At 41.7% G+C, this 14,802-nt stretch carries 13 protein-coding genes; 8 read left to right on the forward strand and 5 right to left on the reverse strand.

Annotation, left to right across the window (positions count from 1 at the left end):
• Positions 1-97 precede the first annotated feature (97 nt).
• The gene (locus JFC10_RS02825) at positions 98-793 is read left to right on the forward strand and encodes a YoaK family protein (protein ID WP_193013065.1); all 696 of its coding nucleotides are present in this window, start codon (positions 98-100) and stop codon (positions 791-793) included.
• A 49-nt stretch (positions 794-842) separates the two neighbouring features.
• Here the strand turns inward: JFC10_RS02825 and JFC10_RS02830 are convergent, their stop codons facing one another.
• Positions 843-1,001, reverse strand: a complete 159-nt coding sequence (locus JFC10_RS02830) for a hypothetical protein (RefSeq protein WP_198331573.1) — start codon at positions 999-1,001, stop codon at positions 843-845.
• A 544-nt stretch (positions 1,002-1,545) separates the two neighbouring features.
• On the opposite strand from JFC10_RS02830, the gene JFC10_RS02835 reads away from it, so the two are divergent.
• The 6 genes from JFC10_RS02835 (at position 1,546) to hrpA (ending at position 10,264) form a co-directional block, all read left to right on the forward strand.
• On the forward strand, positions 1,546-2,967 hold the full coding sequence (locus JFC10_RS02835; RefSeq protein WP_193013067.1) for an SLC13 family permease: 1,422 nt from the start codon (positions 1,546-1,548) through the stop codon (positions 2,965-2,967).
• 141 nt (positions 2,968-3,108) lie between these two features.
• Positions 3,109-3,897 (forward strand): metallophosphoesterase family protein, encoded by a 789-nt coding sequence (locus JFC10_RS02840; protein ID WP_193013068.1) that lies wholly within the window; start codon positions 3,109-3,111, stop codon positions 3,895-3,897.
• A 91-nt stretch (positions 3,898-3,988) separates the two neighbouring features.
• The gene (locus tag JFC10_RS02845; protein ID WP_198331574.1) at positions 3,989-4,582 is read left to right on the forward strand and encodes a DUF1543 domain-containing protein; all 594 of its coding nucleotides are present in this window, start codon (positions 3,989-3,991) and stop codon (positions 4,580-4,582) included.
• Positions 4,583-4,753: 171 nt separating this feature from the next.
• Positions 4,754-5,071 carry a hypothetical protein gene (locus tag JFC10_RS02850; RefSeq protein ID WP_198331575.1) on the forward strand — a complete coding sequence of 106 codons (318 nt, stop codon included), beginning with the start codon at positions 4,754-4,756 and terminating at the stop codon, positions 5,069-5,071.
• A gap of 45 nt (positions 5,072-5,116) precedes the next feature.
• On the forward strand, positions 5,117-5,875 hold the full coding sequence (locus tag JFC10_RS02855) for a hypothetical protein (protein ID WP_198331576.1): 759 nt from the start codon (positions 5,117-5,119) through the stop codon (positions 5,873-5,875).
• A gap of 213 nt (positions 5,876-6,088) precedes the next feature.
• Positions 6,089-10,264, forward strand: a complete 4,176-nt coding sequence (gene hrpA, locus JFC10_RS02860; protein WP_198331656.1) for an ATP-dependent RNA helicase HrpA — start codon at positions 6,089-6,091, stop codon at positions 10,262-10,264.
• Between the two features lie 597 nt (positions 10,265-10,861).
• Here the strand turns inward: hrpA and JFC10_RS02865 are convergent.
• Together JFC10_RS02865 and JFC10_RS02870 are read right to left on the reverse strand one after the other, a co-directional pair.
• Positions 10,862-11,191, reverse strand: a complete 330-nt coding sequence (locus JFC10_RS02865) for a hypothetical protein (protein ID WP_198331577.1) — start codon at positions 11,189-11,191, stop codon at positions 10,862-10,864.
• A 268-nt stretch (positions 11,192-11,459) separates the two neighbouring features.
• Positions 11,460-12,317 carry an AraC family transcriptional regulator gene (locus JFC10_RS02870; protein ID WP_198331578.1) on the reverse strand — a complete coding sequence of 286 codons (858 nt, stop codon included), beginning with the start codon at positions 12,315-12,317 and terminating at the stop codon, positions 11,460-11,462.
• Positions 12,318-12,502: 185 nt separating this feature from the next.
• On the opposite strand from JFC10_RS02870, the gene JFC10_RS02875 reads away from it, so the two are divergent.
• On the forward strand, positions 12,503-12,916 hold the full coding sequence (locus JFC10_RS02875; RefSeq protein WP_198331579.1) for an organic hydroperoxide resistance protein: 414 nt from the start codon (positions 12,503-12,505) through the stop codon (positions 12,914-12,916).
• A gap of 293 nt (positions 12,917-13,209) precedes the next feature.
• Here JFC10_RS02875 and JFC10_RS02880 read toward each other — a convergent pair whose 3' ends face one another.
• Together JFC10_RS02880 and JFC10_RS02885 are read right to left on the reverse strand one after the other, a co-directional pair.
• Positions 13,210-13,581, reverse strand: coding sequence for an MliC family protein (locus tag JFC10_RS02880; RefSeq protein ID WP_198331580.1), 372 nt, complete (start codon positions 13,579-13,581; stop codon positions 13,210-13,212).
• 177 nt (positions 13,582-13,758) lie between these two features.
• Positions 13,759-14,679, reverse strand: coding sequence for a DMT family transporter (locus tag JFC10_RS02885; RefSeq protein WP_198331581.1), 921 nt, complete (start codon positions 14,677-14,679; stop codon positions 13,759-13,761).
• Between the last annotated feature and the right edge of the window lie 123 nt (positions 14,680-14,802).

Genomic DNA, 14,802 nt, shown 5'->3' on the forward strand with positions numbered 1-14,802 from the left:
TTAGTTATAAGGTTTTATACATCAGGAAGGCAGCCAATCGGTTGCCTTTTTTGGTTATAATAGTGGATTTTTGGTGATAAGCCATTAGGCGGCGAATATGATAACCAAACTACCAAAGTGGATATTGTGGGGCGGTGCTGTACTGGCATTCAGTGCTGGCTGTGTGAACACTGCTGCGTTAATGGGCTTTGCCAATCTATCTGTTTCTCATGTCACGGGCAACGTAAGCCTATTTGCAGCGGCTATTGCTTACTTGGATGTGCGTAGTATCTTGTATATTGGTGCGCTGCTACTGTCTTTTTTGGCAGGTGCGATACTGAGCGGTTATGTGATTGGGCAGACGTCACTAAAGTTGGGTAGGCGCTATGGTAATGCGCTATATATTGAGGCGGCACTGTTAATGGCCAGCTACTGGTTGTATCAGCAGCATGATTATTTAGGACAATTGGCGGCGGCGATGGCATGCGGATTACAAAATGCCATGGTAGCGACTTATAGCGGTGCAGTCATTCGTACCACCCATTTGACAGGTTTGACATCAGATATGGGCGCTGCTATTGGCAACTGGCTGGCTGGTCGATCAATTAGTAAACCGACATTGGGTTTTCAAGCCATTATTTGGTATTGCTTTTGTGGTGGTAGCGCCGTAGGGGCATTTTTATTCGCTAAAGTTGGCTATGAAGCTCTATTTGTACCCATTGCTATCGTCTTGACGGCGGCATTTATATATAACTACGCCTCAGATCGCCTGCCAGAAAAAAGAGAGCCAAAACACGAAAGGCGCTCATCATAACGATAAGCACCTTTCGTGTTTTGGCTTGGGGTAATCATAAAACGTTGGTTTACTTCTCACCTTCATGGTCTTCATGTTCATGCATGCCCTGCATCATATCGAGTGCTGAGTCGTCGGTACGTTGCTGGTCTTCTTTAGCCAAACCGTCTTGATTGATATCTTTTGGTGCCATTTTAGTGGTTGAGTCGGTTTTATTTGTGTCTGTCATAAAATACTCCTATTTATTGTTATTAACTTTCCGATATAAATACTATTAAAAAATAATTGTTAAGCTGTTAGCGGTATTAGATTTTTATTTTGACTTATTTAGTATGAGATAGCACCATGCGCTTGTACATACTAAGTGTACGCTTGTTTAGTGACGATGTGTAACCGTACATCACAAGGCTTGCGGCTTGATGAAAAGTGATTATTCAGCTATAGGTTGCTCACTCTGTGTTCGATTTAACAATAATAAGCTGTTGAGTCAAGTTTTTAATTAAAATGTGAACGGGTTCATGAGAAAGATTTATCTCTGTAAAGTACTGTTTTAAGGTGCATTTCGTAAAATGCATCAAAGTAATTTTTTACCTTTGAAATGACAATATTTATTGCAAATCTTATAAGGGCTTTGTTGCATCAGATTTTTGTTATATATCTGTTATTATGACAACGTATTTTTTACGGTTGCTGGTTGAATCAGTGTCAATCGCTAACATACGTTTTTATTTTAGCGTCTTTTTACACTGTCTTTGGGAAAATAAGGACATTTTATGTCAGAGCAAAAACTAGATAGCCATCTTCCTGATGATGGCAACGAGTATTTATTTACCGATACCTTTCCAAAGGGTACCGGTAAAGGGTTGATAGTGGTCGCTATTGCGGCGGTTATTAGTATAATTATCTTTAATGTATTGCCATTCGATATCAATGCCAATAAGGGTCTTGCCTTATTGTTTTTCATCGGGGTACTGTGGCTAACGGAAGCGTTGCACGTCACGATTACAGCGCTATTGGTAGTAGTGGTGGGTGCCCTAGTTGGGATACCAGAATTCGATGCCGAGATAGGCTTACAAAGCTTTGCCAATCCGACCATTTATCTGTTTTTTGGTGGTTTTGCTTTAGCGGCAGCCTTGCATGTGCAGCAATTGGATAAAAAAATTGCACTGAAGATTTTATCGATGTCAGGCGGCAAATTAAGTACGGCGGTGTTTTTGATATTTGGCGTGACCGCATTTTTATCGATGTGGATATCGAATACCGCGACGGCGGCGATGATGTTGCCACTGGCGCTCGGTATTTTAACGCAAGTTGATCGCGAAAAAGACCGTGGTACTTTTGTATTTGTATTACTAGGTATTGCTTATTCAGCAAGCCTTGGTGGTCTGGGTACGATCGTTGGTTCACCGCCAAATGCCATCGCGGCAAAGGCGCTCAATATTGCCTTTGTGGATTGGATGAAGTTTGGTATACCAATGATGTTGGTGTTACTTCCACTATTATTGGGTGCGATGTATCTGTTCCTTAAACCCAATCTGAATCGTAAAATTGTACTGGTTGAAGACGAACCTATCGCATGGAATAAACCGCGTGTGGTGACGATTATCGTCTTTATTGTCACTGCATTGAGCTGGATTTTCTCCAAAAAGATCGGTGCCGCGCTTGATATTACGGATACTGATGCAGTTATTGCCTTATCAGCCGCCGCTGCGGTGGTGAGCTTAGGTTTGGTATCTTGGAAGCAAGTGTCTGATAATACGGATTGGGGTGTACTCATGCTGTTCGGTGGGGGTATCGCCCTATCGACGATTTTGAAGGTATCAGGTGCGTCCTTGGTGCTAGGGGAGACGGTCGCTAATGCCTTGTCTTCTGCACCGCTTATCGTGGTTATGATTGCGGTATCAGCATTTATTATCTTCTTGACGGAGTTTGCTTCTAATACCGCCTCTGCTGCACTGCTGGTTCCCGTATTTGCTGCCATTGCAGAGCAGATGGGTTTACCTCACGAAGTGCTGGTATTGGTCATCGGTATTGGCGCATCTTGTGCCTTTATGCTACCAGTTGCGACACCGCCAAATGCGATTGTCTTTGGTACGGGGTTGATTAAACAGAGCGAAATGATCCGTACGGGTGTCATTCTTAATATCATTGCTACCTTTGTCGTCGGATTGTGGGCTTATTTCTTCTTAATATAGTTTAGCAATCACATTAATCATAACTTATGAAACCCGATGTCTCAATACTCACGAGCCATTGGGTTTTTTTGTTTCTCTTTTCTGTTCCTTTTTACGGTTAGTCGATGTATAACATAGTGGTTTGTGAGGAGAATAAATAGAATGGCGCACTCTAATAATAAGCATTTAAATACTATCGCGGCTATTTCTGACATTCATAGTAATGTCTTCGCGCTTGAAGCTGTACTGACTGATATTAAACAGCGCGATATTGATCAAGTTGTTAATCTGGGTGATGTTTTATACGGACCGATTGCCCCTAAAGATACCTATGCGCTCTTAATGGCACATCAGAACGATATCATTACCATTCGAGGTAATCAGGATAGACAGATTTATGAAGCGACAACGGCGGAGATTGGCAACAACGCAACCATGGCTTTTATCACCGAGGATTTGCCTAGAGCAGCGGTTAATTGGCTACAGAATTTGCCGTTTGATTGTCATTTGAGTGAGGATATTTATCTGTGCCATGGGTCACCAACCGATGACATGGTATATTTGTTAGAAAATATCGAGACGGGGCAGCCGACTGTACGTGATAATCTAGCCATTTTGGCACTGCTTAACGGTATCGATAGCACCGTTATCATATGTGGTCATACTCATATCCCACGTACAGTCACGCTATCGACAGGGCAGATGGTCGTCAATACAGGTAGCGTTGGTTACCCAGCCTATGAAGATGATTTGCCTATTTTGCATAAGATGCAAACCTATTCGCCCCATGCCAGTTACGCGATTATTAAATGTGTTGATACTGAACAGGGCAAATACTGGCAAACTGAGCATATCAAAGTGCCTTATGATTATGAGGCTGCGGCTAAATTAGCTTCAATGAACGGTCGTGAAGACTGGGCGTTTGCACTGAGAACAGGGCGGGTGTTATAAATGTAGAAGTTGCCAACGTATTTTTAGAGTAAGCTGATTACATTAATTAGATTAACGATGAGTTTTGTATATTAAATAAGGACTGCGTAAGATGCTAACACTATTTATGGTGCAGCTTGGTGGTCGCCCCAAAGGTCGTTTAATTGAGCAGCATGATATTTTCTTTGGTGTAGCTGGCAAAGTAAATGAGCTGATAGACGATATCAATAATCATTGGCCGGAAGTCAACAATAAATGGCATATTGATTCATACAGAGCGATTACCAAAGTGGGAAACCATACTATTAAATTGATCGAGTCAAACAATCAAGTAGAGAACGATAACGGTTTAAAACTGTTCTTTATTAATTTAGGCGGCTATCAGCAGGGGAGTTTTGAAGAATTTCACCATAAGCTACTTATCGTTGCTGATAATCAAACAGATGCTATTAAACAAGCAAAGCAAAGTGAGTTTTATCAGCAATTTACTTATAAAGATAAAGACACACCTTTTAATGCCGCATCGCACATCGATGATAAATTTGAGGTAGATATTGATGATATATACAACGTGAATGACCTTGTCTCAAACATACAGATTTTAATTGAGCCTATGATTAATAATAGTCACGAACTTGCAAATGCTGACGAAGATAAAGAGTATGTTGGTTATCTAAGTATTAAGAATTTAAGGAAGTTACTCTAGGCTTGTTCTCAATTGACGAGACTAGAGTTTAATGGACTAAAAGCGGTTATATCTCCGTCACTCTTTGCAAGTTTTTAGACAATATGTTCATATTCTCTGCAATTGTCTCTTTGACTGACAAAAATATATTTCATTTTTAGTCTCATCATTTAATTAAGGACAGATTCTAATATGGCTTTAAATATGTACTATAAAAATGGCATGATTCGCAAATCGCGTTGCCAAATCTCTGATGAGCTATTACCCACTCTTTATCAGATTCATGATAATGCTAAGTTTCCACAACTCACTTGGTTAATTGATCATATTTATGAAAACCCAAAAATTCAACCTGACGTCGCGCAAGCATTAGCTGATGAAATGGTAGCGTTTGAGAGGTTAATACTTTCGCTGCATCTGCCTTTTCCTAGGCTACCATTACAAAATTTGCAGACTTTCTTTACGGGGGCTGCCACTCGTCAACAAATTATTTATACAAGTAGTGTTTGAGCTTGCAAATAATTTATTCACAAAAATAAAATAGGACTGGCAGGTTTGAAAAATTTTATAAGAGGATTTGTTAAGTGGGTTATCGCAGGTATTGGTCTTGGGATAGGACTTTTTATTGTCCTAGTGGCTATAACACTTTGGGATAAAAAGAATAAACAAGACACATCGGACGACACTACAGCGGTACTGAGTAACGACACTGACGATGCTCGAAAAGAGAATAATGAGTCGTTAAACCTCCAGTTTAAGGTCGAAGATCAAGACGTACCAGCAGGTTATAAGTTGACTGAGGATGGAAGCCTCATGTTGGATGCGCCCATTATGGGAATGGAGTGGGAGAGTATAGTGGACGAGAATGTCAATACTGAACCACGAATTTACGAACCTTTTATGATCTATCAGTGCATCACACAAGAGGGTGAGCATTTACGTTTGGATGTGATCAATAGCGATATTGGTTATATGCTCAAGTATTATTTCGCCACTCAAGGTAATCCTTTAAGATTAGAGGCTCAGCAAGCTACTGAGGATACCTATTATACGACTCTTTCTAATGGTACTAATCTCGTTATGCGGGATCCGAATAATTATTATGAGCTGACACAGTTTGAAGATAGCGATACCTCTTTTTATATTATTAATGCCATCACTGGTCAGGAGATGAATCATTTTTCTTGTGAGAATAACTCGATTGAAAATGATCGGTATGCTTTGATTGCTCAGATGGAGCCAAAGCATTTTAAATTTAGACCCATGACGGATGAGCTTAGAAATATTTTGACTGAGCGTTTTGAAAATAGATAATAGTCTGCATAGTTGCCAAGCAAACACTATAACCACCTTGAATCACGCCCAAATTACCCTCATAATCTAACCACTTCCAAACAATAAATAGCCTAAGTAAATATGCCGAATACTTCTAAGAACACCTCCGATATGCCGACTGAAAACAACACCAATGTGTTTAAATCCGATGAATTAAGTAAGTTAGCAAGCCCAAATAATGATAATTCAAATATGACGGCGAACAGTGATGAGGCGTCTTCACAGCCCGACATGGTTGTTGATTTACCAGTACTGGCTAAAGACAGTTATTATTTAAGTCGTCTCGAGCGGGAGCTGGCGCGAGCTACTGTGGCTAACAATAAAAAAGATTCTGACGATAAAGCCGATGATGGGCTAACTAAAAAACGTGCGCAGTATGAAAAAATTAAAAGCCGCTCACAGCAAGCGGTGCAGGCACGTATGGATAGCATTCCAGACAAACTGGCAGAAAAACTGAATCTTGATTTACCCGTGAGTCAACGTGCAGAAGATTTAGTACAGGCAATTATTGATAACCAAGTCATTATTGTTGCAGGGGAGACGGGTTCTGGTAAGACGACGCAATTGCCGAAGCTGGCAATGCTGGCAGGTCGCGGTATCACTGGGCAGATAGGGCATACCCAGCCTCGACGATTGGCCGCGCGCAGTGTGGCAAACCGTATCGCTGAAGAATTGGGCGAGCAGCTCGGTAATACTGTCAGCTTCAAGATTCGCTTTAATGAGCAGGGTACGGCGCAATCTGTTGTTAAACTCATGACCGATGGTATCTTGCTGGCTGAATTGGGGCATGATCGGTTCTTGAGTAAATACGATACTATCATTATTGATGAAGCGCATGAGCGTAGCTTAAACATCGATTTTATTATGGGGTATCTGAAAAAGCTACTACCCAAACGTCCTGATTTAAAAGTGATTATTACCTCAGCAACACTTGATACCAAACGCTTTAGTGAATATTTTAGCCGCTATGATAATAAGCTAAAACGCAATGTGCCTGCGCCTATTTTCAATGTCGAAGGTCGTAGTTTTCCTGTTGAAGTTCGTTACCGTCCGCTTACCGATGAGCCAGTGAACAGCTCAGATGATGACAGCTACGATGACTTTGAAGAAAATCTGCCACGTGCGGTCGTTGCCGCCGTCGAAGAATGCTTTAGCGATGCACAAAATAAAGGTCATGCCGATCAAGCGGACATTCTCATATTTGCAGCGACAGAAGCTGAGATTCGTGAGCTACAAGAGGTGCTTGAGCGTCATGGGCCAAAGCATACAGAAGTCTTGCCACTATTTGCACGGCAGACTTATGAAGAGCAGCAGCGCATCTTTCAGCCATCAGGTCGTGGCAGGCGTATCGTTATCGCGACCAACGTTGCCGAGACTGCATTGACCGTACCGGGTATCCGCTATGTGATTGATTTGGGTTTTGCGCGGATTTCGCGTTATTCGTATCGCTCACGCGTACAGCGTCTACCGATTGAGGCGATCTCGCAAGCCGCTGCCAATCAGCGTAAAGGTCGTTGTGGTCGTGTTGCACCAGGGGTTTGTATTCGTCTGTATAGCGAAGAAGATTTTACTGGTCGTCCGGAGTTTACTGAACCTGAAATTTTACGGACTAACTTAGCCTCGGTTATTTTACAGATGGCCAATCTGCGTTTAGGTAGCGTTGATGATTTTTCCTTTATTGAGCCGCCTGACAGTCGCTTGGTTACTGATGGTCATAAATTGCTCGATGAGCTAGGCGCTATTACTTCTAAAAGCGAAGCAACTTCTGCTCATCAAAACAATAAGCCAAAACCAAAAAAAGGTCTCGATCATTTAAGCCTGACGCCCACTGGGCAAAAAATGGCGCGTATGCCAATCGATCCAAGACTGGCACGTATGTTGGTTGCGGGTAGTGATTTTGATTGTATCCGTGAAATGCTAATCGTAGTAGCTGCGCTTGCTGTACAGGATCCACGCGAGCGTCCTGCCAATAAACGCCAGCAAGCTGATCAAAAGCATGCGGAATTTCGTCAAGATGATTCTGACTTTTTATTCTATCTAAGTCTGTGGAAAGCGCTATTTGAAAAAGATGAAGACGGCAATAAGTTGTCTGGTAATCAGCGAAAGCAGTTTACGAAGAAAAACTATTTGAGCTTCCCGCGTGTACGTGAGTGGAGTCAAACCCATCGTCAGTTAGTACAAATGGTCACAGAACTTAAGCTGACGGATGTTAAAGAGGCAAAAGCTACTGATAAAAATGCTTCGTTAGAAAATATGACCAGCGATCCTACCGCGATCGAAGATGAAGACCTCAAGGCCGTTAAATATGCCAATTTACACCGCGCATTATTGACAGGCTTGTTGTCTACGATTGCGCATAAAACTGAAAATCGTGGTGAATACTTAGCGGCGCGCCAGCAAAAAGCCAAAATATTCCCAGCCAGTACAGTATTTAAACAAGTACCACCTTGGGTCATGGCTTTTGAAGTGGTCGAAACCTCGCAAGTCTTTATGCGCACTGTTGCCAAAATTGAACCTGAATGGATTATCTCAGCCGCTGGTAACTTATTAAAGTATCACTACTTTGAGCCGCATTGGTCGAAGAAGACTGGACGCGTTAAAGCCTATGCGCAGATTAGTTTGTTTGGTCTCATAATTATCAGTAAGCAGCTGACCAATTATGAGCAAGTGAACTTAGTTGAGTCACGAGAAATATTTATCCGTGATGGTCTGGTGACTGGTAACTTGGGGCGTCAAGCGCCATTCTTACAGCATAATATGGATAAAATTGCCGATATCGAGCGCATTGAAGATAAATTACGCCGCCGTGATTTGTTGGTGGATGAAGAGGCGCTGTATCAGTTTTATGATAAAAAAATCCCTGAGCATATTGCCAGTCGCAAAGCCTTTGAAGATTGGCGTGCCGAGGTTGAAAAAACCGATGCCAAATATCTATTCTTTAGCGATGATGACGTGCTCAATAGCCAAGCACCGACCACAGGCGATTTTCCAGAAGTGTGGAAATTGGGTGATTTAAAACTGCCGCTACGTTATGTCTTTGATCCGTCAAGCGATGATGATGGCGTGACCATTCGTGTGCCACTTGCCGCGCTACCGCAGCTTGATGCGATCGAATTATTATGGGGCGTACCGGGTTGGCGTTATGAGTTGGTGTTGCAATTGCTCAAGTCACTACCTAAGGATATCCGCCGTCAAATTGTACCAATTCCTGATACGGCCGATAGTTTGTTTGATGAATTGCAACCTGCTGGTGGACAAGGACTGCTTAAGCAGCTTTGCCAAGCGCTCAACCGTCGCGGCGTTATGTCAGTGACGCCTGATAGCTTTAATCCTTCCAGCATTGATCGATATTTGCAGCCACAAATCTGTGTGGTCGATGACAAAAATCGTATTATCGAAAAGGGTCGCGACCTGCAAACGCTACAGATTCGCCACGCTTCTGAGACTAGACAAGCGGTGAATGAGCAGCAAGGTACGCACACCGAATTCCCTGAGCATTTTGCCTTTAGTAAAAACCATCATAGTGCAGGAGTAGTAATGAAGCAGTTTGCTGCTTTGGTTGCTGATGAAGCAGGCGAGGCGGTATCCATCCATCAATATACCGATGTCAATGCGGCGTTACAGGCGCACCGTATTGGCGTTTTGACCTTAATAAAAGGTAAGCTTGGTGCGAAGAAAAAACAGCTGACCAGCCAAATCGACAAAATATTTAAATTGGCGTTTGCCCCACTTGGTGATATGGAGAAGCTAAAAACCATCGTTATCGACGCGGCATTGGACGCGTCGCTTGAAGAGCATTATGTGTTATTTGATCACAGTGCTGATTTGCCTGAAAGCGCTGATGATAGTGCTGTAGCCCTTGCTGAAGAATTACCCTTTACACCAGAAGAGTACGAGAAAACCTTGGAAGTGGTTTCGGGTAACTTTCTATTGACCGGTCAAAACGTCATAAAAATCCTTAAAAATGTCTATACTCGCTGGCAACGTATTCGCCAAAGCTTACTCATGCTCGATCGAGAGGTATTTGGTGAGTCTATCGAAGATATCGAAGACCAGTTAGAAGATTTGCACTTGGCTGATTTTGTTTATCGTATGGATTATAGCCATTGGCAGCAGTATCCGCGCTATCTAGAGGCGCTTGAAATTCGTATCGAACGGCTTGAGCACAATCTCGAATCTGATCTCGAAGGAGTATACGCGCTTGATGTACATATGGAGCGGCTGGCGAATCGCGCCAATGATAAAGCCATTAGTGAGTACCGCTGGATGGTCGAGGAGTATCGCATTCAGCTATTCGCGCAACCGATGAAAACCCGTATGGCGGTGTCACCAAAACGTCTAAGCAAGATGTGGGATAAAATGAGTTAGGATAGCGTTAGGCTTTTAGAATGGATCAGAAAATTCGTAACCCATCGATTTTGAATGCCGTATCTCTTGGAGTTATTCCTGCTATAGTCATGTCAATATAAAAGAGATGCCGTATGACTGTTGTAAATTTGAGTAGCTTCTCTCTGCACAGGCACAGCAAGCACAAAAGTTTGTAGCAGTCACGCTGCATCATAATGTTGTTTATTTAGTATCGCCTATACATTCTTATTCAAACAATAAAAAAGGCTGGATTAGCAATCGCTAACCCAGCCTTTTTTATTGAACTAAAGATAAATTATAGTAAAGTCCTAAATTCTGGATACACCATATCGGCAGGAGACAAGCTATCGTTTAGCATCTCTTTATCCCTCATTTTTTTCTAATACAATGTCATATACACTGCCACCAGTCTCTGGCGTCTTCTCGCGACAAAAGAGGACGCATCATAACCAAGATGCGGGTTTTATCGTTTTATTTGTCTTATTGCACCGCTTTTGAGTGTCATTGTTTTGCTGCAACGGATAAATCTTTTATGAAACAAAAAAGCAAAGGCGACTTCATGTGACCTTTGCTCTAAAAATTAGCACCTAGATAAAGTTAGTGACTGATCTTTTCTGTCAGTACGCCCATACTATAAAGAACGAATGCAATGACGGTCAATGCTACAATAAATGGCGTGAGTATCCAGATCACCACGTTGATCAATAATGAGGGCAATAATCCGTTAAATAATACGGTATTTGGTGTAAAAAAGTCCGTCATTACATCGACTGCACGTTTAGCCACGGGAAATAATATGGTGCTTAACGCCAACATATAAATATACTTGCTAAAGCCAGGATCACTCAAGACCACCATAAAATAAAACACCAAGAAATAAGTGACACCTAATGCCCAGCATTTGAGAGTATAGCTTAAACGAATCATGTTAGTGCCTCCCGAAATATTCTGACGATTAAACGTAGAAAAACTATTCTAATAGTTGCAAAATTATGAATATATTATATATGTTATAATATGAATATATGGCTTAAGTCAACTGTTTTTTGCTTGAATAAGATATTTCGTCGTTTGTTCGACTGCAAAAAGGGAACCTGTTAAGCAGGTACTTATATTACGTACGTAGTTGCTTGTGAAGCTGTCAATGCGCAGAGGAGTTGCCCTAGTCAGAAACCATTATGGTAGGAGCATTATGCTAAATATTTAATTCGCTGCTTGGGTTTACTCCAAACAGCCGTTTATATTCACGGCTAAATTGGCTGGGACTTTCATAGCCTACTTGCATGGCGATTTGTGATACTTGTGCCTCGCCGAGTTGAATAAGCTGCCGCGCTTTCATCAATCGTAGGCTTTTTTGATATTGAAGCGGGCTTAGTTGAGTGATTTCTTTAAAATGTTGATGAAATCCCGAAACACTCATCCCGCATCGACTGGCCAAATTTTCTATGATGACTGGCTCATTTAAATGTGATTTTAGCCAATCGGTGGCTTGGGCAATACGGTGAGTGTGACTGCCGTTAACCACCAGTTGCCGAAGCTTATGACCTTGCTGTGCTGAGAGCAAACGATAATAAATCTCTTGCTGAATTAAAGGTGATAAGAACGCTATATCATTTGGATAATTAAGCAAGTCTATCAGTCGTTCGAATGCGGCTAATATGGTGTCTTCTAACGGCCATTTTATACCTTGATGCTCATAATCGGCATTTTTCTGAGGTGGTATTTTTGCCATGACCTCACTAATAAGCACTAAATTTAATTTCATAGACAATACGATGACAGGCTTCTCTACAGTGGCGTGTTTGATATGCATGCTTATAGGAATATTGACAGGGCAGAACATCAGGCTGCTGTCATCAAATCTCTGGCAATCTGCACCTAAGTAAATTTCACGCGTGCCTTGTAAGACGATACATATACTAGGTTCTTGGATATAGCTGACAGTCTTTCTTGGTCTGTCGGCACAATAAAAAAACAAGCCTGAAATGTCTGATTCTATGGTTTGGTTTTTGGGTAATATACTAAGTAGCTGCTCAACCGTTTTTGTTTTCATGATTTATGCTTATTTTATAATTTGCCTAATCATATAAATATTTATAGGATTAGGCAAGGATTCTGTAGTAATGCTCTACCAGATTAGCGTGTTCACTTCTATAATGATGGCATCAAAACGCAGCAAGATTGATTTGCAGCGTATTGCACAATACCAATAACACGCCAATCCATAAGGAATATATGATGAAAATTTTCTATAAAACGCGAGCAACGGCAACGGGTGGTCGTTCTGGTCATACAGGTCTTGACGATGGTTCGCTAGGTTTTGATCTGGTCTCTTTTCAAGAAACAGACAAGGAAGGTGTGAACCCAGAACAGCTTTTTGCAATGGGTTACGCGGCTTGTTTTGATAGTGCTTTAAACCTGACCGCCCAGCAAATGAAATTGCCAATCACTGCCTCAAAAACCTCGACCCAAGTGGGTATTGGTATGAAAGCTGATGGTAGCTATAACCTAGATATAGATTTGTATGTTGAAGTGTCTGGCATTGATGAAGCTCAAGCGCAAACACTGGTCGAAACAGCTCATCAAGTTTGCCCATACTCTAATGCCACACGCGGCAATGTCGATGCACGTTTGCATGTGACTGTGATTTAACGGTCAAGAGTGGTTAACACCTAACAACTGATTCAACAGCTGCTCTAATAACTATAAATAAATATAAAAACGACATGACTTTCAACTGCTTGGGTACATAAAGTATTCAGGCAGTTTTTTATTGAGTGATGCAATTTTGATCATTAAGATCAAATTATCAAGCACAAAAAGTCAAGCACAAAAAAGAGCCAGTAGTTTGACTATTGGCTCTTTCGTTTTAAATAAATTTTAATAAAAACATGGAGTTTATTCAAATAACTACCACGTATTATTTATGTGTGTTTCTATGATTATTATAGTTGGCAGTTCACTCGGTATTCTTGACCATTGTCTGATTTGATGGTCATGATGCCATAATCCACTTTGGTGTGCCAATCGTAAGTGGTTTGAGGGTTAACATTATTTACATAATGAGTGCCAGAACCTGATACCGCATGCTCCATGGTGATTTTTGCATTGGTCAAGCCAACTTTAGGCAAGGTCACGTTTAGGTTGGCAGCTTGACCATTTGCAGTGTAGACAGCAATGAGTTGACCGTTGTCTTCACAAGTGAATGATTGGACTACTGGCTGAGTATTGGTGTCTGGGGTCGTGGTGGTTGGTGCGTTAGTGGCGCAGGCAGCTAGTAATACAGCAAAAGGTGCTACGGCTAATAATTTTTTCATAATATGCCTCAAAAGTATCGGTAAAAGTAGGTTGTTACGTCGAGCAACATGATACCGCAGAGAATGTCACTTTATATTGTGGTTGAGGGCTATGGTAGTAATCTTATCTGTCTTTTTTATGACTAATCATCTCAGTCTTTATCCGCATATTAATTTTGAATAACGAATGAGGATATTTCACGTAGAGGCTTCTTTTTTATTTAAAATAAATACCAATACTGCACCCAAGATAACTGAGCTTGCCACAACGAATGGCAAGGTCAATTGCTCAGATAAAAACACCACGCCTAATATTGCAGCCAGTAGAGGTACACACAGTTGTACAACTGCTGCTTGGGTATTTTTTAACAAAGGCATGGCCATGTACCAGATGCTATAGCCTATACCGGATGCAATCGCTCCTGATGCGCAGGCCAAAAATATTCCATTGATAGTAATATCACCTAAATTGATGTTTTCTAAGCCCATATTGTCTAGATAATTCATGCCTATCACTAACAGTATGGGAGCTGCTATCAGACTTCGAATAAAATTAAAACCTGTGGCTCGCAGTGGTGACACACAGGTTTTGCCGCGTATGCTATATATTCCCCAAGCAGCACCACTGATCGCCATAAGCACCGCTGCTAGTAACGAAGGCACCGCTGCTGACGGTAGCATCAAATAGACAAAGCCTGCCACCGCTACGATAAATGCCAGCCATTGTAAGCCGCTCAATTGCTCTTTCTTATAGATACCCCAACCAATCATCGTCAGCTGAACCGCTGAAAATAAAATCAGCGCGCCTGTACCAGTATCCAGCTCTACATAAGCAATCGAAAAGCACAGCGCATAAATCACTAAGCTCACGCTGCTTAACCAGCTGCCTTTGTCGTTTAAAATAGCAGCGTGAGAAATACTGTCAGGCTCTCGCACGTGCTGTCGTAATCGGTAAGCATGAATGGTCATGATAATACCTAGGCAGACAGCAGCGCTCAGCAGGCGAATAATGGTAAAGCTCCAAGCATCTATATGGCCATCTGCTAACGCCATCCGACAAAAGAGAGAGTTTGCAGCAAAGGCGATTAATGCAATAACAGTGTACAAGGTAGCTTTCAAAAATAATTCCTACAATAAATAAGCTGGTTTTTGAATAAAATAGGCAAATCCGATCTTTAGGGATATTGTTATAACCGATTTTTTACCAGCAGAAATACTGGCTGAAGTGCGAAAACCCCGTTG

The sequence above is a fragment of the Psychrobacter aquimaris genome (assembly GCF_016107525.1).
Taxonomy (GTDB): domain Bacteria; phylum Pseudomonadota; class Gammaproteobacteria; order Pseudomonadales; family Moraxellaceae; genus Psychrobacter; species Psychrobacter aquimaris.

Excerpts from the sequence above, each read along its gene's own strand:
- JFC10_RS02825 (WP_193013065.1), top strand. The coding sequence starts at position 98 with ATGATAACCAAACTACCAAAGTGGATATTGTGGGGCGGTGCTGTACTG.
- JFC10_RS02830 (WP_198331573.1), bottom strand. The coding sequence starts at position 1,001 with ATGACAGACACAAATAAAACCGACTCAACCACTAAAATGGCACCAAAA.
- JFC10_RS02835 (WP_193013067.1), top strand. The coding sequence starts at position 1,546 with ATGTCAGAGCAAAAACTAGATAGCCATCTTCCTGATGATGGCAACGAG.
- JFC10_RS02840 (WP_193013068.1), top strand. The coding sequence starts at position 3,109 with ATGGCGCACTCTAATAATAAGCATTTAAATACTATCGCGGCTATTTCT.
- JFC10_RS02845 (WP_198331574.1), top strand. The coding sequence starts at position 3,989 with ATGCTAACACTATTTATGGTGCAGCTTGGTGGTCGCCCCAAAGGTCGT.
- JFC10_RS02850 (WP_198331575.1), top strand. The coding sequence starts at position 4,754 with ATGGCTTTAAATATGTACTATAAAAATGGCATGATTCGCAAATCGCGT.
- hrpA (WP_198331656.1), top strand. The coding sequence starts at position 6,089 with ATGACGGCGAACAGTGATGAGGCGTCTTCACAGCCCGACATGGTTGTT.
- JFC10_RS02865 (WP_198331577.1), bottom strand. The coding sequence starts at position 11,191 with ATGATTCGTTTAAGCTATACTCTCAAATGCTGGGCATTAGGTGTCACT.
- JFC10_RS02870 (WP_198331578.1), bottom strand. The coding sequence starts at position 12,317 with ATGAAAACAAAAACGGTTGAGCAGCTACTTAGTATATTACCCAAAAAC.
- JFC10_RS02875 (WP_198331579.1), top strand. The coding sequence starts at position 12,503 with ATGAAAATTTTCTATAAAACGCGAGCAACGGCAACGGGTGGTCGTTCT.
- JFC10_RS02880 (WP_198331580.1), bottom strand. The coding sequence starts at position 13,581 with ATGAAAAAATTATTAGCCGTAGCACCTTTTGCTGTATTACTAGCTGCC.